This window comes from Luteibacter sp. 9133 (assembly GCF_000800155.1).
Lineage (GTDB): Bacteria > Pseudomonadota > Gammaproteobacteria > Xanthomonadales > Rhodanobacteraceae > Luteibacter > Luteibacter mycovicinus.
The window spans coordinates 2,962,772-2,984,340 of record NZ_JUHO01000001.1; the positions used below are offsets into that span (position 1 = coordinate 2,962,772).

A 21,569-nucleotide genomic window follows, 5' to 3' on the forward strand; every position below is an offset into this window, starting at 1 on the left:
TCGGGTGGGAGCCGATCCGGTTGGCGATGGGTGCCCGCCTTACATATTCCGCCGATACTCGCCGCCCACGTCGTACAACGCGTGGCTGATCTGGCCAAGGGAGTTGTTCTTCACCGCGTCCATCAACTGTTCGAAGACGTTACGGCGATCGCGGGCGGTCTTCTGCAAGGTGGTCAGGCTGTCCGGGGCCAGGCCGTTGCGGGCCTTGCCGTAGAGCAGCACGTTGTCGATCTGCTGGCCCTTTTCTTCTTCCGTCGAGCGGATGAGTTCAATCTCCGTGGCGATCTCGCCGCCGTGATCCCGGGGCAGAAAGGTGTTGACGCCGATGAGGGGAAGCGAGCCGTCGTGCTTCTTGTGCTCGTAGTACATCGATTCTTCCTGAATCTTCCCGCGCTGGTACATCGTGTCCATCGCGCCAAGCACGCCGCCGCGTTCGCTGATCGCCTCGAATTCCTTGTAGACCGCCTCTTCCACCAGATCGGTGAGCTCGTCCACGACGTAGCTGCCCTGCCACGGATTTTCGTTGAAGTTGAGGCCGAGCTCGCGGTTGATGATCAACTGGATGGCGACCGCCCGACGAACGCTCTCTTCCGTCGGTGTGGTGATCGCCTCGTCGTACGCATTGGTATGCAGGCTGTTGCAGTTGTCGAACAGCGCATACAGCGCCTGCAAAGTCGTGCGAATGTCGTTGAACTGGATCTCCTGCGCGTGCAGCGAACGCCCCGACGTCTGAATGTGATACTTCAGCATCTGGCTGCGCGCACTTGCACCGTAACGCTCGCGCATCGCGCGGGCCCAGATGCGACGGGCGACGCGGCCGATCACCGTGTATTCCGGGTCCATGCCGTTGGAGAAGAAAAACGACAGGTTGGGCGCGAAGTCATCGATCTTCATACCACGGGCGAGGTAGTACTCGACGATGGTGAAGCCGTTGGACAGCGTGAAGGCGAGCTGGCTGATCGGGTTCGCACCCGCTTCCGCGATGTGGTACCCGGAGATCGACACCGAGTAGAAATTGCGCACCTTGTGATCGACGAAGTATTGCTGGATGTCGCCCATCATGCGCAGGGCGAACTCCGTGCTGAAGATGCAGGTGTTCTGGGCCTGGTCCTCCTTGAGGATGTCCGCCTGCACGGTGCCGCGCACGTTGGCCAGGGTCCAGGCCTTGATCCGCGCGTAGGTCTCGGCATCGACCACTTCTTCGCCGGACACGCCAAGCAGGCCGAGACCGAGGCCGTCGTTACCCTGGGGCAGCTCGCCGTGGTACCGCGGCCGGTCGCCGTCCGGATACAGCCGGGCGATGTGCGCGTTGGCGGCCTCCCAGCGGGAGACGTCCTCGTTGAGGTACTTCTCGATGTTCTGGTCGATCGCCGTGTTCATGAACATGGCGAGGATGATCGGGGCCGGACCGTTGATCGTCATCGACACCGACGTCGAAGGCGCGGACAGGTCGAAGCCGGAATAAAGCTTCTTCATGTCGTCGAGCGTGGCGATGGAGACGCCGGAATTGCCGATCTTGCCGTAGATATCGGGACGCGGCGCGGGATCTTCACCATACAGCGTCACCGAGTCGAAGGCGGTCGAAAGACGCGCGGCCGCGCCACCCAGCGAGAGGTAGTGGAAGCGACGATTGGTGCGCTCCGGCGTACCCTCGCCCGCGAACATGCGGGTCGGATCCTCGCCGGCGCGCCGGTATGGGAACACGCCCCCCGTGTACGGATAGTGCCCCGGCAGGTTCTCGCGCATGAGGAACGAAAGCAGCTCGCCCCAGTCTTTCGTCTTCGGCGGAGAGACCTTCGGAATCTTCTGGTGGCTGAGCGACTCGCGGTAGTTCTCGACGCGAATGACCTTGTCGCGCACCTGGTATTCGTTGAACTCCGCGGTGACGGCTTCAAAGCGCGACGGCCACTCGCGCAGCAGGTGGATCGCTTCGCTGGTGAGCTCGCGCACGGCCTCGTTGTAGCGCTGACGCAGGGTGGCCAGCGAACGGTCGCCGTCGACCGCGAGCAAGGCATGGTCGTAAAGATCGAACGCACGCGGCAGGGCGTCGTCGCCGATATCCTTCAGCGATTCATAGTAGTGCTGCGCTTTGCTGGCCGCCTCGGCCTGCTTCGCGATGCCGTCGTTGACGCCTCTCCCCTGCTCCGCGATCTCCGCCAGATAACGCACGCGATTCCCCGGAATCAGCACCGTGGCACGCGGTTCGCGCAATGTCGTGTCGACATCGGGCATCCAGACCGCGTCGGGCAACGAGAGCTTCTCGCGCAGCAGACGGCACAGGTTGTCGAACATCCAGGTGACGCCCGGATCGTTGAACTGGCTGGCGATGGTCGGATAGACCGGCACGTTCTCGTCGGCCATCTGGAACGCGGTGCGGTTGCGCTTCCACTGCTTGCGCACGTCGCGCAGGGCGTCCTCGGCACCGCGCTTGTCGTATTTGTTGAGCACGACCAGTTCGGCGAAGTCCAGCATGTCGATCTTCTCCAGCTGGCTGGCGGCGCCGTATTCGCTGGTCATCACGTAGACCGGGAAATCGACGAGGTCGACGATCTCGGAGTCGCTCTGGCCGATACCCGCCGTTTCGACGATCACCAGGTCGTAAGCCTGGGCCTTGAGAAAGTCGATGCAGTCGTGCAGCACGATCGAGGTGGCGGCGTGCTGGCGACGCGTGGCCATCGAGCGCATATACACGCGCGGGCTGCGCAGCGAGTTCATTCGGATGCGGTCGCCCAGCAACGCGCCGCCGCTGCGGCGACGGGTCGGATCGACCGCGAGCACGGCGATCCGCATCTGCGGAAACGCGTGCAGGAACCGCAGCAACAGTTCGTCCACCACGGACGACTTACCCGCGCCGCCCGTACCGGTCAGGCCAAGCACCGGGGTCTTGTTACCCGCCAGCTGCCATTCCTTGCGCAGGCGGGCGAGTTCGGCTTCGGGAAGCGAATCTTCTTCGATGGCCGAAAGCATCGCGCCGATGGAAATCTCGTTCTCGACGGCAACGTCGGCCGGCGCCGCTTCGACGCGCGACTGAACGGCGCTGCGCGTTCGCGCCATCACGTCCTCGATCATCTCGGTGAGACCGAGCTTCATACCGTCGTTCGGGTGATAGATGCGCTCGACGCCGTAATCCTGCAGCTCGCGGATCTCTTCCGGCGTGATCGTCCCGCCACCGCCGCCGAACACGCGTACATGACCCGCGCCACGCTCGCGCAGCATGTCGACCATGTATTTGAAATACTCGACGTGCCCGCCCTGGTAAGAGGACAGCGCGATGGCATCCGCGTCTTCCTGCAGAGCGGCCCGCACCACGTCTTCCACCGAGCGGTTGTGGCCGAGATGAATCACCTCGGCGCCCTGGCTCTGGATGATCCGGCGCATGATGTTGATCGCCGCGTCATGGCCGTCGAACAGGCTGGCCGCCGTGACGAAGCGCAGCGGCGTGGCCTCCGCGTCGGTGTGGCTGGCGGGGATGTGCTTGGGCTGCGAGCTCATGAAAACTCCGGGAAAACGCGACGTCTGGGGAGGGAACCGGTCGATTCTATCCCCGCCCGTGCCGGGACCTCTGACGCAGTGCAGCGATACGCCGCCGCACTGCGTAACGCCTCACGCCGCCCTGAGTCCGACCGAGTATTCGCTCGCCCGGTGCGCGCTGATGCCGTGCCGCTGCTCGGCACCCAGCGAATACGTCGCGTCACGCACGAACACCTGGGGGCGTGTCTTCGGTCCCGTGAGCTGCAGCAGCAAGGCCTGCCCGAGGCTTTCCGGATGCAGACGCACCTCGTTCGCCAGGGTCGCCGACATGGGAGGCTCGGCCCCCTGACCCGGGTCGGTCCAGAGTTTGCCGATCCGGTCGAAGTCGGAAGAAGCGACTTCGACCCAGACACCGATCTGGTAATTTCCGTTACGTCCGTTAACCGGCAGCGGCAACGTCGCGCGGACGAAAAAACGCTTCGCATCGATGACACAGAGGTCGTCGTTCTCGAATACGCCCGCGGCTCGCGTCGCGGCATCGAGATCGATCACGGCGTCCGGCCGGCGGTAGCCCAGTTCCAGTGCCTCTTCGTCGTGCTCCGTTCCACACACCGCACAGGTGGTCGTCATGGCTCGCTCCTCGAAGGGGGGACTATGTGGCGGGCTCAGCGAAGCTCCACGCCATCCAGAAAGGCTATCGCCGCGGTCATGACGCTTTCGTCATCGACGATCCGGCGATGGCCCAGCCGGCGGGTTTTCAGCAAGGTGGCATCGGGCCACAGCCGCGCGTAGAGCTCCCCCTCTTCCACCGGGACATCGCGGTCGAAGAAGTCGTGGAAGATCAATGCGGGCTGGGTCCGCTTCGGCGCGTGATGCGCGATATGCAGATCGTCGATAAGTATGCCGGTGCGCTCGGTCAGCGCCGCATGCAGCGACGGACGCAGATGCTCGGCGAGGCGGACGAAGCGCGAGAAGCGCCGCGTGGCGCCCTGGGGGTCCGCCGCGGGAGCGATCAGCACCACCCGCTTCGCCGTCCACCCGTCCTCCAGCGCCAGCGTCGCGGCCGCGCCGCCCAGTGAATGGGCGACGACGCCGTGCGCGTCACCGTAGTGACAGCCCACCGCAGCCAGCGTCCGGACGAAATCGGGCAGCGTGCACAGATCGCCGCCGCTGTGACCGTGACCGGGCTGGTCGAAGGACACCGCGGCCCAGCCCTTGGCGAGGAGCCACGGTGCCCAGGACTCCCAGCGCAAGCCCAGACTCGACCAGCCATGAGCCAGCAGGATGTAAGGCTGCGTCGCAGGGTCGCCCCAGATGTAGGTTTCGATCGACTCCCCGCCCAGTCGCACCGTCTCACGCCGCGCCGACATCGTGGTCGCGGCGTAGGCGGCGCGAACCCGGCTGCTCGGCAGCGGCGTCTGGAAGGTCCGCGCCGCGTGGGCCACCGTGCGCGCAGGTGCCAGGCGACTGCCCAGCCGGTATGCGAAACGGATGCCCAGCAGGGTCGCGATGGTGCGCACGCCAAAACGGCGGGGAGGCTTCATGGGCGGGAACGGGCCGGTGGCGGTAAGAGTGGGCATGTGGGTCTTGGAGCAGCGGAGCGTCGCAAGGTTCCCCCACGGGAAGCTTTCGCGAAGCTGAACATTACGCGCCCCGGCGGGTCAACCCGCTCGAAGGAACCCGCGTTCTGGCCCCCGAATCCGCATCCGCGGAACCTCGCGAAGGAGAACACCGATGACCAAGCTGACCCGTACCCTCGCCGCCGTCGCCGTCATGGGCCTGGCCGCCGGCGCCGCAAGCTACACCCCGCCGGTCGCGGCACGGGAATATGTCGAGGTCACCGTCGGCACCCGTCCGCCGCCGCCGCGCTTCGAGCGCGTCCCGCCCCCGCGCGCCGGCTATGTCTGGGCGCCTGGCTACTGGAACTGGTACGGCGGCCGCTACGTCTGGGTCGGCGGCCGCTGGGCCACGGTACGTCCCGGCTACGTCTACCGCCCGCCGGTGTGGCACCCCTACGGCCGGGGCTGGCGCGTCGAGCGTGAGACCTGGGTCCGCGACCCTCACTGGCACCGCTGAGCCTCATCTGCTGCGCCGCACCTACACGGACGCTCACAACGGTTTAAACTAGGCACCTGACACGACAGATCGCCCCCGCCCTTCCAGGCCGGGGCGATTTTTTTGGAACGTCATTATCGACCGGTGGTCCCCGCCGCCGGTCATCACCTAGAGGCGGTGCTGCTGCCGCTTGTCACTGGAGTTTGCGTTCGATGATTTTCGAAACCATCGCCAACACGGGCCACGAAGAAGTCGTCTTCTGCCATAACAAGGACGCGGGCCTGAAGGCCATCATCGCGATCCACAATACCGTGCTGGGTCCTTCCCTCGGCGGCCTGCGCATGTGGCCGTACAAGACCGAGCAGGATGCCGTCAACGACGTGCTGCGCCTGTCGCGCGGCATGACGTACAAGAATGCCGTGGCCGGCCTGAACCTCGGCGGCGGCAAGGCCGTGATCATCGGCGATCCCTCCAGGGACAAGTCCGAAGCGCTGTTCCGCGCCTTCGGCCGCTTCGTCAACTCGCTCAACGGTCGCTACATCACGGCCGAAGACGTGGGCATCGACGTCAACGACATGGAATACGTCTACCGTGAAACCGAGTACGTCACCGGCGTGCATCAGGTGCACGGCGGTTCGGGCGACCCTTCGCCGTTCACCGCGTTCGGTACGCTGCAGGGCCTGATGGCCGCGCTGCAGTCCAAGCACGGCAACGAAGACGTGGGTAAGTACAGCTACGCCGTGCAGGGCTGCGGCCACGTCGGCAGCGAGTTCATCAAGCTGCTCCGCGAGCAGGGCGCCAAGGTGTTCGTCACCGACATCAACAAGGATGCCGTGCAGCGTTGCGTCGACGAACTGGGCTGCGAAGCCGTGGGTCTCGACGAGATCTACGACGTCGACGCCGACGTGTACAGCCCCTGCGCGCTGGGCGGCACGGTCAACGAGCAGACCATCGACCGCATCAAGGCGAAGATCATCTGCGGCGCGGCCAACAACCAGCTGGCAACCGACGCGATCGGTGACGAACTCGCCCGTCGCGGTATCGTCTACGCACCGGACTACGCGGTCAACGCCGGCGGCGTGATGAACGTCTCGCTCGAGATCGACGGTTACAACCGCGAGCGCGCCATGCGCATGATGCGCACGATCTACTACAACGTCGGTCGCATCTTCGAAATCTCCTCGCGCGACAACATCCCGACCTACAAGGCCGCGGACCGCATGGCGGAAGAGCGCATCAGCGCCATCGGCAAGATCCGTCTGCCCCACATGGGCAACGGCGCGCCGCGTTTCCAGGGCCGCATGCGCGGTCAGTAAGCGTTTATCTGCGAGCCCAAGAAAGCCACCGCGAGCAATCCGGTGGCTTTTTTTTGCGGACTACGACCTTGCGACGATTCCACACGTCGCCGGTCGGACGACGTTGGACCCTGCGACATTTGCGTGGTGCAGACGCCCTGAGGGAGCGATGCCCGGGCATCAGCGCCCAGTGGCCACCAGCGTCGGGCTGGCGATCGGGGTGCTGGTGCCGACCATGGCGCCGAAGGTCAGCAGGCAGGTCAGGACGGCGGCGACAAAAAAGCCCTTGAGCAGGATCGTTTCGAATTTCATGGTCGTTCTCCTTGGACGATGGGAAGTGCTTTCACCAGGGAGAGTGCATCGGTCGTGCCAACGGCCGATTTACCTGCCAGACCGCCCTGCGGCGCCATTCCGCGCGATGTGACGGAAAAATTTCCGTGTCCGCGGACGCGTGGTGTCCGCCGGCGCCGTGTCCGGGCGGACGCGGCGGACGCCACCCGCCTATACGTCGCGAAGGGCCTGCGCCAACGGCTGCCGGGGAATCGGCGCGACGCGCCCGCCGATTCCCACGATTTCACACGATCGGCCTTGGCTCAGGGGCGCGATCTGTTACACTTTTGTCGCCCCTGGGGATCTTGTAAGGCTTTGCCTACACGGCGCTTTTGGGGCCCAGGGGATGCCGTCCGAGAGACGGCGACAACCAGAGACTTCCGATCACCTTCATCGCCTCGGTGATGGCGCCGCCTCCCGCTTGCCCGCGCAACCGGTGGATCGCCCGTCCGGGGATGAAATGGACTTACCGAGCTATGAGCGCGATCCCAGCTGAAACCTTCACCTTCGACGATGTACTCGATCGCCTGCGCACCGTGCTGCAGGAGACGTTCGAGATCGACCCGGCCAAGGTGACGCCCGACGCCAACCTCTTCACCGACCTGGAACTGGACAGCATCGACGCGATCGATCTGGCGATCCAGGTGCAGGACATGACCGGCACCCGGATCAAGCCCGAGGACTTCAAGAGCGTGCGTACGGTCGGCGACGTGGTCGCCACCGTGCAGACGCTGGTCGCTCGCTGAGCCGACCGATGGGGGGCAGGCCCGGACCGCGCGACGACGCGGCGCGATCCTTCGCGCCCTGCGCGGTCGTACCGATCTACAACCACGGCCACACCATCGCCGCGACGGCCAATGCGCTCGCGGCCCATGGCGTGCCCGTGCTGATCGTGGACGATGGTTCGAACGAAGAGACGCGGATCATCCTCGACGCGCTTGTCGGCGGTCGCGACGACCTTCGCCTCATCCGCCTGCCGGAGAACGGCGGCAAAGGCGCCGCATTGACGGCGGGTTTCGTTGCCGCGTACGACGCGGGCTACAGCCATGTGCTGCAGATCGACGCCGACGGTCAGCACGACACGGCCGATGTGCCTCGTTTTCTCGCGGCGGCGGAAGCCGCACCCGAAGCCATGATCTGCGGCAAGCCGATCTACGACGATTCGGTGCCCCGCGCGCGCCTTTACGGTCGATACCTCACACACGTCTGTGTCTGGGCGGAAACGCTGTCCTTCGACATTCAGGACTCGATGTGCGGCTACCGCCTGTATCCGCTTGCCGAGACGCGTGCCGAAATCGCCCGCAAGCCGCTGCCGACGCGGATGGACTTCGATACCGAGATCGCGGTGCGCCTGTACTGGCGGGGCGTGCCGGTACGCAACCTGCCAACGCGGGTAATCTACCCCGAGAACGGACTCTCGCATTTCCGCATGTGGCGCGACAACGCGCGTATCACGGCGATGCACACGCGACTCCTTCTCGGCATGCTGCCACGTGCACCGCGCCTCCTCATTCGCAAGTTCCGCCACGGATTCCCCTGATGCACCGTCTGCTTACCCTGATCGCCCTGCTCTTCGTCACCTCCGTCCATGCCCAGGCGCCATCGCTCGCCAACGAGATCCTCGGCAGTCTGGCCAAACACCCCCAGGTGCGCGCCGAATTCAGCCAGAGCCGCGAAAACCCCGCCCTTGCGGAGCCGCAGGTCAGCAAGGGCGACCTGCTGTTCGTCATCGGACACGGCATGGTCTGGCACACGCGCGATCCGTTCGAGGACACCCTGGTACTCACGTCCGGCGATACGCGCCGCCTGAACGCGCAGGGCAAGCTGGAGCGGGTCCGTGACGGCAACCGTGGCGTGAGCCAGGTCTCGGGCATGCTGCAGTCGCTGCTCGCCGGTAAGTCCGAGGAAGCCGCTCGCCAGTTCACCATCACGGCCGACGGCAGCATCGACCGCTGGACCCTGACCTTCGTGCCGCGGCAGGCACGCGTGGCACGCGTCCTGGCCGGCATCACACTGAAGGGCGACGCGTTCCTCGAGTCCATCGAAGTGAACCTCGCGAGCGGCGAGCGCACCCTGATCACGTTCACGAATACGCGGGACGCCGACTCGCTGACCCCGGTCGAAGCGAAGGTCCTCGGCGTTCCATGAGGCCGTCCCCGACAACGCTGCGGGCCGGGCTCTTCACGCTCGTAGCGCTGGGCATCTGCCTGTTCTGCGCGTGGCTCCTCTTCGGTCGCGGCACCTCGCCGCTGCAGACCGACATCATGACGATCCTGCCCGCGACGGAACGCCACCCGCTGGCGGAGGACGCCGTCGAGCGACTGGCCCGCGCCAGCGGCGACCGCATGATCCTGCTGGTGTCGAACGATGACGACGACGCGGCCAAGACCGCGGCGCGCGAACTCGGTGAGGCGCTGGGCAAGGATCCGGTATTCGCCTCGGTGATCGCCGAACTGCCGCCGTTCGATCTCGATCAGCTGGTCACGCCGTTCCTCCCGTTCCGCTTCCACCTGCTCACCCCCGAAGACCGGGCCGCCCTTACCAGCCCGGGCTTCGATGCGGTCGCCGCGCTCAGGCGCCGGCTCAACGAGCCGTTCGGCGCGAACGTCGGCGCGAAACTGACCGACGATCCGTTCGGCTGGATGCAGCACTGGCTCGATCGCCAGCCGTGGAACCGCTCCACCCTCGTCCCCGAGGACGACATGCTCACGGCACACCAGGGTGACACCACCTATGTGCTGGTGATTGCCACGCTGAAGGGCTCCTCGTACGACGACGTGGTGCAGCGGAAGGCCCTGGCCACGCTGGCGACGGCGGAGTCCGCCATGCTCGCGAAGCACCCCGGCACCACGCTGCAGCGCACGGGTGCGATCTTCTACGCCGCCGCCGCCCGTGCGGGGGCCGAGCGCGACACGCACGTGGTCGGCATCGCCTCGTCGGTGGGCATCGCGGTGCTGTTGCTGCTCGTGTTCCGCTCGCTGCGTCCGCTGCTGATCGCCTTTCTTTCCACCGCGCTGGGCGTGGTCGGTGCGATCGTCGCCACCGTGCTGGTGTTCGGTCAGCTGCACCTGCTGACGCTGGTCTTCGGCGCCGCTTTGCTGGGTGAGGCCGTCGATTATTCGATCCAGTACCTGTGTGCGCGGGCCAACACCGGCGCCGCGTGGAACGCGGAGCGTGGCGTGCGCCAGGTGCGCCCTGCGTTGTTGCTCGCGCTGGCCACGTCGCTGCTGGGCTATGCCTTGCTCGGCATCGTGCCCTTCCCTGCCCTGCAACAGATGGCCGTGTTCGCCATGGCCGGTATGGCGGTGGCATGCGCCAGCGTCTTCTGGCTGCTTCCCGCGCTGGCGCAGAAACCCGCGCGTGCGCCGCTGTCGCCCGCGCTGGTCCGGCTGGCACTGGGCTGGCAGCGCGCCGCGTCCGGCCGGCGCGCCCTGGTCGTGCTCGCGGTGCTCGCTGTCGCGGCGATACCCGGCTGGCTGCGCCTCGGCCACGACGACGATATCCATCTGCTGATCTCCCCGCCGAAGACACTCGAAGCACAGACGGCCTCGATCCGTGACGTCGCCGGCTTCGGCGGCGGGACGCAGTTCTGGCTGGTCGAGGGTGCGAGCGCCGAGGAAGTACTCCAGCGCGAAGAAGCGCTGACCGATCGACTGCGGACATGGATCGCGGACGGCAAGCTCACCGGCTTCACGGGCATCACCGCCATGCTGCCGTCGGCCAAGCGGCAGGCCGAGAACATCGCGGCGCTCGCCCCGCTGTTCACACCGGCCGACCGTATGAACGCGTGGCTCGCCGCTGCCGGGTTCAGGCCCCAGGGCATGGCATCGTTCGTCACCGCGTACCCCGGACGCGCCTTCACGCTCGATGACTGGCTTGCGATGCCGGCGTACACACCCTTCCGCTACCTGTGGCTGAGCGGCTCACACGGCACCGGCAGTATCGTCGTGCCGCAAGGCCAGGACGACGTCACGCTGCTGCGCCAGGCGTCCGAGGGCCTGCCCGGCGTGTCGCTGGTCGACAAGCCGGCCAGCATTTCCGCCCTGTTCGGTCGCTACCGTGGTTATGCGGACGTGTGGCTCGGGGGCGCGCTCGCCCTCGTCGGTCTCGCTTTCCTGTGGCGCTACGGGCCACGCGCGGTCGGCCGCGTCTTGCTGCCGCCGCTGGCCGGCATCGTCTTCAGCGTCGCGGCACTGGGCTACCTGGGCCAGCCGCTGACGCTGTTCCACATCATGGCGCTGATGCTCGTCCTCGGCGTCGGTGCCAACTACGCGGTGTTCCTGCGCGAAGGCGAACCGCATGCCGCGCACATCCCCGGCGCCGCCTATGCCGGTGTCCTGCTGTCCGCCGTGACCGCCCTGCTCTCGTTCGGTCTGCTCGCGCTCAGCACGATGCCGGCGCTGCAACATTTCGGCCTCACCCTGCTCCTCGGGATCGGCTTCACGGCGTTGATCGCGCCGGTGAGCGTCCCCGCACCGAAGAAGTCATCCGCATGAACACCGCCGCACACGCACCGGTAGCGCGCACCCTCAAACGCGTCGTCGTCACCGGTTTCGGTGGCATCACGCCGCTGGGCCACGACTGGCATGCCATCGAGGCGCGGCTTCGCGGTTTCCACAATGCCGTTCGCCGCATGGGCGAATGGGATTATTTCGACGCGCTCAACGGTCGTCTGGGTTGCCCGGTCGATGACTTCGCGATGCCCGTGCACTGGTCGCGCAAGCACGTGCGCTCGATGGGCCGCGTGGCCCAGCTGGCCGTCGCCGCCAGCGAGCGCGCACTGATCGACGCGGGACTGATCAACGATCCCTCCATCACCGACGGCCGCATGGGTGTGGCGTATGGCTCGTCGGGCGGCAGCATCGCGCCGGCCAAGACCATCGGGCGCATGCTCGAGACCGGTTCGATGCAGGGCGTCACCGCGACCAGCTACATCCAGATGATGGCGCACACCACCGCGGTCAACGTGGGCGTGTTCTTCGGCCTGCGCGGTCGCATCATCACCACCTCCAGCGCATGCACCTCCGGCAGCCAGGCCATCGGCTACGGTTACGAGGCGATCCAGCAGGGCAAGCAGACGCTGATGCTCTGTGGCGGTGCCGAGGAACTCTCCGGCCCCGGGGCGGCGGTGTTCGACACCCTGTTCGCGACGAGCACGCGCAACGATTCACCCGAACTCACGCCTCGCCCGTTCGATGCCAAGCGCGACGGCCTGGTGGTCGGTGAAGGTGCGACGACGCTGATCCTCGAAGAATACGAACACGCGATGGCTCGCGGCGCGACGATCTACGCCGAGGTGGTCGGCTTCGGCACCAATTCCGACGGCCAGCACATCACGCAGCCCACGCGCGAAACGATGGCCGCCGCCATGCGCATGGCACTGGCCGATGCGGGCCTCACGCCCGACGCGATCGGCTACGTCAGCGCGCACGGCACCGCCACCGATCGCGGCGACGTGGCCGAAACCCATGCCACCGCCGACGTGCTGGGCGGCGGCGTGCCGATCAGCTCGATGAAGAGCTATGTCGGCCACACGCTCGGCGCGTGCGGCGCGCTCGAATCCTGGTGGGCGATCGAGATGATGCGTCGCGGCTGGTTCGCGCCGACCATCAATCTCGACACCCCGGACCCCGACTGCGCGGCGCTCGATTTCGTCACGGGCCAGGGTCGCGAGATCCGCACGGGTTACGTGATGAACAACAACTTTGCCTTCGGCGGCATCAACACCTCGCTGATCTTCAGGGCGGTCGATTGATGAGACGCGTCGTCGTCACCGGCATGGGCGCGGTGTCCTGTCTGGGACCGGACCGTCGCGCGCTGTTCGACGGGTTGCGCGCGCAGCGCGCGGGTTTCCGCGAGATGCCCGACTTCGCGACGCTGGGCATGCGCTGTCGGGTGGCCGCGCCGGCGGATATCGCCGCGCTGGAACCACCGCACCGCAAGCTGCGTCGTTATCTGCCGCAAGCGGCCGAGTACGCGTGGCATGCGGCGCGCGAAGCCCTTGCCGAAGCCGGCCTCGACGAGGACCGGCTGCGCGAACGCGATGTCGGTATCGTCATGGGCGGCTCCGCCGCGCTGAGCGAATACGAAGCCGGTCTCGACATGTTCCACGCGCGCGGCATCTCGCGTCTGTCGCCCTTCATCGTTCCGCGCAGCATGGGCAGCGCGGTCGCGGCAACCCTCACGCACGCGTTCGGGTTCGGCGGTCGTGCCTTTACCGTCAGCTCGGCGTGCACCAGCGCCACGCATGCGATCGGCCAGGCGATGGAGTTGATTCAGCTGGGCCGGCAGGACGTCGTCATCTGCGGTGGCGCGGAAGAACTGCACGACAAAGCCGCGATGTGCTTCGACGTCATGAATGCGCTGTCGACGACGAGTGCTCCGGGCGAGCGCGTGTCCGCCCCTTACGAGGCCGACCGCGACGGCATCCTGCTGGGTGGTGGCGCGGGTGTACTCGTGCTCGAATCGCTGGAGCATGCGCAGGCGCGTGGCGCCACGATCCTCGCCGAAATGGCGGGCTACGGTGCCGCCTCCGATCCTGACGGGATGATCAGCCCGGAGGCCGGTGGCATGGCCGAGGCCATGCACCAGGCCATCGACCTGGCGGGAACGATCCCCGACTACATCAACACCCATGCCTGTGCCACGATCCAGGGCGACCTCGCCGAATGGCACGCGCTGTGCCGCGTGTTCGGCGACCGCGGGTTCGCCGTGCCGTGGATGTCCTCGATCAAGGGGCTGATCGGGCACGCGCCGGCCGCGGCGGGTGCGCTCGACACGATCGCGGGCATCGCGATGATGGAAGCCGGCGTGTTGCTGGGCGGCGCTCCCGTGCGCGAACTCGACGAGGCCTTCGCCGACGCGCCCCTGATCGAAGGAGAGCGCCCCGCGCGCATCGGCAGCTTCCTGTCGAACACGTTCGGCTTCGGCGGCAGCTGTGCGGCGCTGGTCGTGCGCCGGTTCGACGGGGCTGGCGCATGATCGCCCTGCGCATCGACGACTGGCGCGCGTGGGCGCCCGGCATCGAGGATGCCGATGCGTGGGCGCACTGGGCCTCGGCCCCGCATGTGCCCGCCGATACGGGCCAGCAGCCCGCCTGCGATTTCGTGCCGCCGATGCAGCGCCGGCGACTCAGCCGCCTTGCGCGCATCGTCATGCACACCGCGTGGCCGTTATGCGCCGAGGACGAGCAGCTGCCCTTCGTCTACGCCTCGCGGCACGGCGAAACCACGCATACCTTCGCCATGCTCGAGGAGATCGGCCGCGACGCCCCCCTGTCACCGACCCGCTTCGGACTTTCCGTCCACAACGCGATCGCCGGGCAGTGGTCGATCCTGCGCGGCCAGCGCGACGAATCCGTCGCCATCGCGGGTGAGGGCGATACCTTCGAGCACGCCATGGTGGAAGCCGCGGCGCTGCTCGATGACGGTGCCCCGACGGTCATCGTCGTCGTCGCGGAGGAGCGGCCGCCGGTCGCTTACGACGGCTGGATCGACGACGTGCCGTTCTCATACGCCGTCGCGTTGCGCGTGTCCCGGGCGGGTATGCCCGGGGACGGCGCGCGCTGGCAGCTGTCCCTGCGCGGCAACACCGACGCGACCGCGCCAGTGGACGGCCAGCATGCCCTGCGCTTTATCCGTGCGCTGCACCATGGCGCTTCCCTCGACCACCCGTGGAAGACACGACGATGGACCTGGCAGCCCATAGCGTGAAACGACGCCGCGACGCCTGGGCCTGGCGCTTCATCGGCACCGCGCTCAGCTTCGCGTTGTTCGGCATCGGCGGCCTCCTGCTCCGCGGGATCGTCCTGCCCGTGGTTCTGCGCTGGCCCGGCGAAGCATCGGTGCGACGCCGTCGTGCGCGGCGTGCCGTCGGCCGCGCCTTCTGGCTCCACTCGCGGTTCATGTGCCGCATGGGCGTCGTCGATTTGCACTTCGAGGGCTGCGAGCGGCTGGGGAAGCCCGGCCAGATGATCGTCGCCAACCATCCATCGCTGATCGACGTCGTGTATCTGCTCGGTCACGTGCCCGATGCCAACTGCATCGTGAAACACAGCTTGTGGAAGAACCCGTACATGCGCGGACCGGTGACGGTTGCCCAGTACATCAGCAACGACGGCAGCGCCGAGATGCTGGAAAGGGCGGCGGGCGTGTTACGTGAGGGCCAGACGCTCATCGTCTTTCCCGAGGGCACGCGTACCACGCCCGGGCAGGATCCGGTCTTCCATCGCGGCGCGGCGGCCATCGCCGTACGTGGCGCGCGGATCGTCACGCCCGTCTACATCACCGTCGAGCCGACCACGCTGACCAAGGCGGATCGCTGGTATCACGTGCCGGACCGGCGCGTGCACGTGCGTATACGCGTCGGTGACGACCTCGATGTGCGAGCCTTCAGCGAAGGCACCCCGGCGCCGATAGCCTCGCGCCGTCTCAACGAACACCTCCACAGCCTCTACGCCAGGGAACGGAAGCCATGAACGACCTGGAGCGGGATATCGCCCGCCTCATCATCGAGACACTCGCACTCGATCACCTGACGGTGGACGACATCGCAGCGGACCAGCCCCTGTTCGGGCAAGGGCTCGGCCTGGATTCCGTCGATGCGCTCGAACTCGCACTCGCCCTGCAGACCCGATATGGACTGAAGATCGCCTCGGAATCGCGCGATGCACGCCGACATTTCGAAACGGTCCACCGTCTGGCCCTCTACGTCAAAGCGAACGGCGAGTCATGCGTAAACTGAGCGACATGGTGCTGGTCATCGTCGGCATCCTCTTTCCGTTCATCGTCTATTTCGGCATGGACCACGTGTCCACACCGGTATTCGGCCTGATCCTGGGCGGCTTGTGGCTGATCCGCGCGCCTGCGCTCCTGCGTCAGCCCGGCGGCGGATGGATGCTCGGCATCACGCTGATCTATTGCACCGTCCTCGCCTTCGGAGGCGAAGAGCGCCTGCTCCGCTGGTACCCGAGCCTGATCTGCGCGCTGCTCTTCGGCGCGTTCGGCCTCAGCCTGAAGTTCGGGCCGCCGATGATCGAGCGGATCGCGCGCGTCACCGAGCCCGACCTGCCTCCGGTGGCTGTCGCGTATACACGCAAGGTCACCTGGGTGTGGGTGGGTTTTTTCTTTCTCAATGGCACCGCCTCCGCGCTGCTGGCGGGATGGGGGCCGCTGTCGTGGTGGACCTTCTACAACGGCATCCTGGCTTACTCGGTCATGGGCGTGCTTTTCCTCGGCGAGTGGATCCTGCGCCAGCGTCTGCGTCGGCGGATCAACAAGGCGCCCATGGACGCCGCCGCCTCACGGCTGCGTTCCCATCCCTGGGTTGCCGGTGCGGCGGGTGGCTACGCCGGCAAGAAGGGCCCGGGCATGGTTGTCGCGCTGAGTGCCGCGGGCCGCACCGCCCTGCTTCGCCACGGACGCACCGGCCTGCTCAACGAACTGGGCCAACAGGCCGCCGGCGACGACGCCCTGTCGACGCCGCTGGTCTGGCGTTTCGTCGCCGACTTGCCGGGCACGCAGCACATCGACGACGCACTGCGGGCCGAGCTTCCGACGGAGCCCGTCGTGCTCGGCGAGCATCGCGACGATGAGGGCGTAGTCATCGATCTGGAGCTGCCGCTCGATCTGGCCTGCTTCGCCGAGCACTTTCCCGAGGCGCCGGTCGTGCCGGGCGTGCTGCAGGTCGGCTGGGCATTGTCTTTCGCCGCTGTCCGTCTGGGTACGCCGACGACGTGTCGTGGCATGGACGCACTGAAGTTCCAGCGGCTGCTTCGACCGGGCGACCGGCCACAACTGCTGCTCCGCCACGATAAGGAGCGCGGTCGCCTGCAGTTCGTGTATCGCATGAACGGGGAGCCCGTCTCATCCGCGTATCTGCGCCTGGACGGCGCGCATGTCTGATTCAGCTGCGAGCGGACACTGGACCGCGCAGAAGGAGCGCGGCAGTTTCCTCGGCCTCAAGCTCACCGCGATCGCGGTGCGCCTGCTGGGTCGTGGCCTCGCCACGCCGGTCATCTGGCTGGTGGTGCTTTATTTCTACGTGACGGGGCGAACCACGCGACGCAACGTGGCCGACTACCAGCGGCGCCTCGCCGCCTGGAGCGGTCGTACGGATCTCTTCCCGCGTCGACGCGCGGCCTTCGCACAGTACCGTGCTTTCGGCGACTGCATGCTCGACCGTTTCGACGTCTGGCGCGGCAAGCTCCGCCTGTCATCCGTGGACATGGACGATCCGGACGGCGTACGCAACGCGCTGATCGGCGGCGGGCGCGGCCAGATCCTCATCTGCACCCATCTGGGCAACCTCGACGTGTGCCGCGCCATGGCCGAGATCGGAGAGGGCGTGGCGCTCAACGTGCTGATGTACCTGCCCAACGCGGCGCACTTCAACCGGCTGCTCGGTGAGTCCGGCGATCGGCGACTGCGGCTGATGCATGTGGGCGACCTGGACACCGCCACCATGATGGATCTGTCGCAACGGCTGGATCGCGGTGAGTGGATCGCCATCGCCGGCGACCGCGTGCCCCCACACGGTGCCCGCACGGTCGAGGCCGATTTCCTCGGCGCGCCAGCCCGCTTTCCTCAGGGCCCGTGGCTGATGGCCGCCATGCTGCGCTGCCCGGTCAACGTGGTCTGCTGTCTCAAGCACGGCTCGCGTTATCGCATTCATCTGCGTCGCTTCGAGGATGCCGCCGCTTGGGATCGTACCCGCCGCGCCGGCCTCATTCAGGAGGCGGTCGCGCGCTATGCCGACTGGCTGGCCGCCCGTTGCCTCGATGCGCCGCTTCAATGGTTCAATTTTCACCCGTACTGGCAAGGTACGAACGGAGCTCCCCATGCGCGCTAACGGTGTGCTCGCGACCGAGATCGAGGTCATCGTGCCCTTCTTCGACGTCGATTCGATGGAAGTGGTCTGGCACGGCCACTACGTGAAGTACCTCGAGGTGGCGCGCTGCGCCCTGCTCGACGACGTCGGCCACAATTACGTGCGCATGAAGGAAACAGGCTTCGCCTGGCCCATCATCGACCTCCAGCTGCGCTACGCGCAGGCCGCACGCTTCGGCCAGAAGCTCACCGTGCGCGCCGACCTGATCGAGTGGCAGAACCGGCTCAAGATCCACTACACGCTCAGCGACGCCATCACCGGCGCACGGCTCACACGCGCCAGCACCATCCAGGTCGCGGTCAGCGTCCCCGATGGCGAAATGCAGCTCGTCTCGCCCCGCGTCTTCACCGACGACGTCGAACGCCGGCTGGCCCGCACGTCGTCACCCTGATCGAATGGAATGCCTGTCATGAAATACGCCAGCGCCACGTACGTCGAAGAAACCCGGATCGGTTTCGTCTTCCTGCGCACCCATACCTGGCAGCACCACGTGCTGCGTGTCGCCATCAACGACCACAAGCGCCTGATCGGTGAGCCGCTGCCGCAAGGCGGCACATTGCTCGACGTCGGCTGCGGCCAGGGGCGCTCGTTCCGATATCTGCGCGACGCGTTCCGCCCGGCGCGCATGCTGGGCCTCGACGCCGACCCGCACAGCATCGAGCTGTCGAGGGCGGAGGCCCGACGCGAAGACATCGACGTCACGCTGATGGTCGCCGACTGCGCGCGCATCGATCTGCCCGACGCCAGCGTGGACGTGCTGTTCTGTCATCAGACGTTTCATCACCTGGTGGAGCAGGAACGCGCCCTCGATGAATTCTGGCGCGTACTGAAGCCCGGCGGCCTGCTGCTGTTCGCGGAGTCGACCAAGGCGTACATCGATACGTGGGTGATTCGCTGGTTCTTCCGCCACCCGATGCACGTGCAGAAAACCGCCGACGAATACCTTGCGATGATCCGCGGGCGCGGCTTCCGCTTCGAGCCGCGCAACGTCTCTCTGCCGTATCTGTGGTGGAGCCGGTCGAAGGACTTCGGCCTGCTGGAGCGCTGGGGTATCAGGAATCCGCCACCGCCGGGCAAGCGCGAGGAAACGCTGGTCAACGTGGCCGCGTGGAAGCCGCTCGACGCCGTATGAAGACCTATCTCAACGCACTGGGCGTGACCTGCTCGCTGGGCGCGGGCAAGGCCGCCGTCGCGGAGGCGCTGTTTGCCGGAGACACGCGCGGGCTGCGCGATATCGATGGCTGGGCGCCCGGCCGGACGCTTCCCCTCGGCGAGGTCGTCGATCCTCTGCCGTCGATGCCGCAGGGCATGGGAGCGCGTGACACGCGCAACAATCGCCTTCTGCTGCTCGCCGCACATGAAATCGAAACCGAACTGCGTGACGCGATCGCCCGCTACGGTGCCGACCGCGTGGGCGTCGTGATCGGCACCAGTACCACGGGGATCGAGGAGGCGACCGGCCATATCGCCACCCGCGCGCAGACCGGCACATGGCCGCACGCTTACCGTTATTCCGATCAGGAACTGGGCGCACCCGCGGCCTTTCTCGCCGAATGGCTCGGCATCGCCGGTCCCGCCTACGGCATTTCGACGGCATGTACGTCAGGCGCCCGCGCGCTGCTCAGCGCGCGACGTCTGTTGCGCCTCGGCCTGTGCGACGCCGTGATCTGCGGCGGTGCCGACACGCTGTGCCGTCTGGCGACGCACGGCTTCCATGCGCTCGAAGCCACCGACGGACAGCGTTGCGTGCCCTTCTCGCTTTCACGGCGCGGTATCAACATCGGTGAGGCCGCCGCGCTGTTTCTCATGACCCGGGACGCCGCCGAGGTCGAATTCGTCGGCGGTGGCGCGAGCTCGGATGCATACCACATGTCCTCACCGGCACCTGACGGCCGTGGCGCGGCCGAAGCGATGCGTCGCGCGCTCGCGTCGGCCGGCATCGAGGCGAGCGCCATCGATTACGTCAACCTGCACGGCACGGCGACAGAACATAACGACGCGATGGAGAGCCACGCCGTCGCGCATACCTTCGCGCGGCCGGTTCCGTGTTCCTCGACCAAAGCCCTGACCGGCCACACGCTCGGCGCGGCCGGCGCCCTGGAAGCCGCCTTCTGCTGGCTGGCGCTCACCGATGCGGGACGCCGGCTGCCACCGCACGTATGGGATGGCGGGACGGATCCCGCCCTGCCCCCGTTGCATTTCACAACGGTCGGTGACCGGTCACCCACGGGCACACGTCACCTGATGAGCAACTCCTTCGCGTTCGGCGGTAACAACGCGAGCCTGATCCTGGCGGACGCGACATGACGATCTGGCCTGTCGAAACCCTGCTGCCGCATGCCGGTCGCATGATCCTGCTCGACCGTGTCGTGGAATGGGATGCCGATCGTGTCGTCTGCGAACGTCTCGTCCGACGCGGGGATGCCTTTGTCGAAGCGACCGGTCTCCCCGCGTGGGCGGGCGTCGAGTTGATGGCCCAGACCATCGCCGCGTGGAACGGCTGCCAGGTGCTGACGGCGGGCGGTCAGGTCAGGCCCGGCTTTCTCCTGGGCACACGGGCCTACCGCGCGGATGTCGATACGTTCGCGACCGGGGCACTGCTGCGCATCGAAGCCGTACGCCACTTTCATGATGAGGAAGGCATGGGTGCGTTCGCCTGCCGTATCGACGCGGAAGGTCTGCATGCCGAGGCACGCCTGACCGTGTTCAGCCCGCCGGACCCGACACCCTTTCTCGATCCTCGCCATAATCGTCTCGACTCCAGAGGTGCTCCACCATGACCGACACCATCTTCGTCACAGGCTCCAGCCGTGGCATCGGCCGCGCGATCGCGTTGAATCTCGCGGACGCCGGTTACGACCTCGTGGTGCATTGCCGCTCACGCCGCGAGGAAGCCGACGCCGTCGTCGCGGAGATCGTCGCCAGGGGCCGCAACGCCCGCGTCGTGCAGTTCGACATCTCGGACCGCGCGGCATCCGCCGCCGCTCTCGAGGCGGACGTCGCCGGAAACGGTGCGTATTACGGCGTGGTCTGCAACGCCGGCCTCACCCGTGACGGCGCGTTCCCCGGACTGACCTCCGACGACTGGGACCAGGTGCTGCGGACCAACCTCGATGGCTTCTACAACGTGTTGCACCCGCTGGTGATGCCGATGATCCGTCGGCGCAAGCCGGGCCGTATCGTCTGCATCACGTCGGTCTCGGGCATCATCGGCAACCGGGGACAGGTGAACTACAGCGCGTCCAAGGCCGGTGTCATCGGCGCGGCGAAGGCACTGGCCGTCGAGCTGGCCAAGCGCAAGATCACGGTGAACTGTGTGGCGCCGGGCCTGATCGACACGGACATGCTCGACCCCGAGGTGCCGGTGGAGCAGATTCTCAAGGTGATTCCCATGGAGCGTACGGGTACGCCGGAAGAAGTGGCGGCGGCGGTACGCTTTCTGGTCAGTCCGGAAGCGGGTTACATCACGCGACAGGTGCTGGCGGTGAATGGCGGGCTTTGCTGAGGAGCTCCGCGACAAAATATCGCCAG

At 66.7% G+C, this 21,569-nt stretch carries 22 protein-coding genes; 18 read left to right on the plus strand and 4 right to left on the minus strand.

The annotated features are described in order from the left end of the window. Positions 1 to 39 precede the first annotated feature (39 nt). The 3 genes from FA87_RS12930 to FA87_RS12940 form a co-directional block, all read right to left on the minus strand. The gene (locus FA87_RS12930) at positions 40 to 3,492 is read right to left on the minus strand and encodes a methylmalonyl-CoA mutase family protein (RefSeq protein WP_043695043.1); all 3,453 of its coding nucleotides are present in this window, start codon (positions 3,490 to 3,492) and stop codon (positions 40 to 42) included. Positions 3,493 to 3,603: 111 nt separating this feature from the next. Then, a complete protein-coding gene (locus tag FA87_RS12935) occupies positions 3,604 to 4,101 on the minus strand; it encodes a DUF2199 domain-containing protein (RefSeq protein WP_043695046.1) in 498 nt (165 codons plus the stop codon). Positions 4,102 to 4,136: 35 nt separating this feature from the next. After that, on the minus strand, positions 4,137 to 5,051 hold the full coding sequence (locus tag FA87_RS12940) for an alpha/beta fold hydrolase (protein ID WP_081996589.1): 915 nt from the start codon (positions 5,049 to 5,051) through the stop codon (positions 4,137 to 4,139). Positions 5,052 to 5,205: 154 nt separating this feature from the next. Here FA87_RS12940 and FA87_RS12945 point away from each other — a divergent pair, with 154 nt between their 5' ends. Both FA87_RS12945 and FA87_RS12950 read left to right on the plus strand, forming a co-directional pair. Beyond that, positions 5,206 to 5,547, plus strand: a complete 342-nt coding sequence (locus FA87_RS12945; RefSeq protein ID WP_051943411.1) for a YXWGXW repeat-containing protein — start codon at positions 5,206 to 5,208, stop codon at positions 5,545 to 5,547. Positions 5,548 to 5,738: 191 nt separating this feature from the next. Beyond that, positions 5,739 to 6,842 (plus strand): Glu/Leu/Phe/Val dehydrogenase dimerization domain-containing protein, encoded by a 1,104-nt coding sequence (locus tag FA87_RS12950; RefSeq protein WP_036111602.1) that lies wholly within the window; start codon positions 5,739 to 5,741, stop codon positions 6,840 to 6,842. Positions 6,843 to 7,001: 159 nt separating this feature from the next. Here FA87_RS12950 and FA87_RS21320 read toward each other — a convergent pair whose 3' ends face one another. Next, on the minus strand, positions 7,002 to 7,133 hold the full coding sequence (locus FA87_RS21320) for a hypothetical protein (RefSeq protein WP_275041276.1): 132 nt from the start codon (positions 7,131 to 7,133) through the stop codon (positions 7,002 to 7,004). A gap of 494 nt (positions 7,134 to 7,627) precedes the next feature. On the opposite strand from FA87_RS21320, the gene FA87_RS12955 reads away from it, so the two are divergent. From FA87_RS12955 to fabG, 16 genes are read left to right on the plus strand one after another with little or no spacing between them, the layout of a single operon-like run. After that, a complete protein-coding gene (locus FA87_RS12955; RefSeq protein ID WP_051943409.1) occupies positions 7,628 to 7,897 on the plus strand; it encodes an acyl carrier protein in 270 nt (89 codons plus the stop codon). Between the two features lie 8 nt (positions 7,898 to 7,905). Further along, the gene (locus FA87_RS12960; RefSeq protein ID WP_043695048.1) at positions 7,906 to 8,691 is read left to right on the plus strand and encodes a glycosyltransferase family 2 protein; all 786 of its coding nucleotides are present in this window, start codon (positions 7,906 to 7,908) and stop codon (positions 8,689 to 8,691) included. Continuing rightward, positions 8,691 to 9,299 (plus strand): outer membrane lipoprotein carrier protein LolA, encoded by a 609-nt coding sequence (locus tag FA87_RS12965; protein ID WP_043695050.1) that lies wholly within the window; start codon positions 8,691 to 8,693, stop codon positions 9,297 to 9,299. Before FA87_RS12960 ends, FA87_RS12965 begins: the two co-directional genes overlap by 1 nt. Then, positions 9,296 to 11,647 (plus strand): MMPL family transporter, encoded by a 2,352-nt coding sequence (locus FA87_RS12970; RefSeq protein ID WP_043695053.1) that lies wholly within the window; start codon positions 9,296 to 9,298, stop codon positions 11,645 to 11,647. The genes FA87_RS12965 and FA87_RS12970 overlap by 4 nt, the downstream gene beginning before the upstream one ends. Next, complete coding sequence (locus FA87_RS12975; protein WP_052191351.1) at positions 11,644 to 12,906, plus strand: beta-ketoacyl-ACP synthase; 1,263 nt, start codon at positions 11,644 to 11,646, stop codon at positions 12,904 to 12,906. The genes FA87_RS12970 and FA87_RS12975 overlap by 4 nt, the downstream gene beginning before the upstream one ends. Beyond that, positions 12,906 to 14,132: a beta-ketoacyl-[acyl-carrier-protein] synthase family protein gene (locus FA87_RS12980; protein ID WP_043695055.1), complete on the plus strand. Its 1,227-nt coding sequence runs from the start codon at positions 12,906 to 12,908 to the stop codon at positions 14,130 to 14,132. Before FA87_RS12975 ends, FA87_RS12980 begins: the two co-directional genes overlap by 1 nt. After that, complete coding sequence (locus tag FA87_RS12985; protein WP_043695057.1) at positions 14,129 to 14,863, plus strand: beta-ketoacyl synthase chain length factor; 735 nt, start codon at positions 14,129 to 14,131, stop codon at positions 14,861 to 14,863. The genes FA87_RS12980 and FA87_RS12985 overlap by 4 nt, the downstream gene beginning before the upstream one ends. After that, positions 14,860 to 15,627 (plus strand): lysophospholipid acyltransferase family protein, encoded by a 768-nt coding sequence (locus FA87_RS12990; RefSeq protein ID WP_342633157.1) that lies wholly within the window; start codon positions 14,860 to 14,862, stop codon positions 15,625 to 15,627. Before FA87_RS12985 ends, FA87_RS12990 begins: the two co-directional genes overlap by 4 nt. After that, complete coding sequence (locus FA87_RS12995; protein WP_043695060.1) at positions 15,624 to 15,893, plus strand: phosphopantetheine-binding protein; 270 nt, start codon at positions 15,624 to 15,626, stop codon at positions 15,891 to 15,893. The genes FA87_RS12990 and FA87_RS12995 overlap by 4 nt, the downstream gene beginning before the upstream one ends. Further along, the gene (locus FA87_RS21200; RefSeq protein WP_239709092.1) at positions 15,881 to 17,053 is read left to right on the plus strand and encodes a hypothetical protein; all 1,173 of its coding nucleotides are present in this window, start codon (positions 15,881 to 15,883) and stop codon (positions 17,051 to 17,053) included. The genes FA87_RS12995 and FA87_RS21200 overlap by 13 nt, the downstream gene beginning before the upstream one ends. After that, positions 17,046 to 17,999, plus strand: a complete 954-nt coding sequence (locus FA87_RS13005) for a glycosyl transferase (RefSeq protein ID WP_043695063.1) — start codon at positions 17,046 to 17,048, stop codon at positions 17,997 to 17,999. Before FA87_RS21200 ends, FA87_RS13005 begins: the two co-directional genes overlap by 8 nt. Next, a complete protein-coding gene (locus FA87_RS13010; protein ID WP_036111577.1) occupies positions 17,989 to 18,429 on the plus strand; it encodes an acyl-CoA thioesterase in 441 nt (146 codons plus the stop codon). The genes FA87_RS13005 and FA87_RS13010 overlap by 11 nt, the downstream gene beginning before the upstream one ends. 18 nt (positions 18,430 to 18,447) lie before the next feature. Continuing rightward, a complete protein-coding gene (locus tag FA87_RS13015) occupies positions 18,448 to 19,170 on the plus strand; it encodes a class I SAM-dependent methyltransferase (protein WP_036111575.1) in 723 nt (240 codons plus the stop codon). Further along, complete coding sequence (locus tag FA87_RS13020; protein WP_043695065.1) at positions 19,167 to 20,345, plus strand: beta-ketoacyl-ACP synthase; 1,179 nt, start codon at positions 19,167 to 19,169, stop codon at positions 20,343 to 20,345. Before FA87_RS13015 ends, FA87_RS13020 begins: the two co-directional genes overlap by 4 nt. Further along, complete coding sequence (locus tag FA87_RS13025) at positions 20,342 to 20,818, plus strand: hotdog family protein (protein WP_043695068.1); 477 nt, start codon at positions 20,342 to 20,344, stop codon at positions 20,816 to 20,818. The genes FA87_RS13020 and FA87_RS13025 overlap by 4 nt, the downstream gene beginning before the upstream one ends. Then, positions 20,815 to 21,543: a 3-oxoacyl-ACP reductase FabG gene (fabG, locus tag FA87_RS13030; protein WP_043695071.1), complete on the plus strand. Its 729-nt coding sequence runs from the start codon at positions 20,815 to 20,817 to the stop codon at positions 21,541 to 21,543. The genes FA87_RS13025 and fabG overlap by 4 nt, the downstream gene beginning before the upstream one ends. The last annotated feature ends 26 nt before the right edge of the window (positions 21,544 to 21,569 follow it).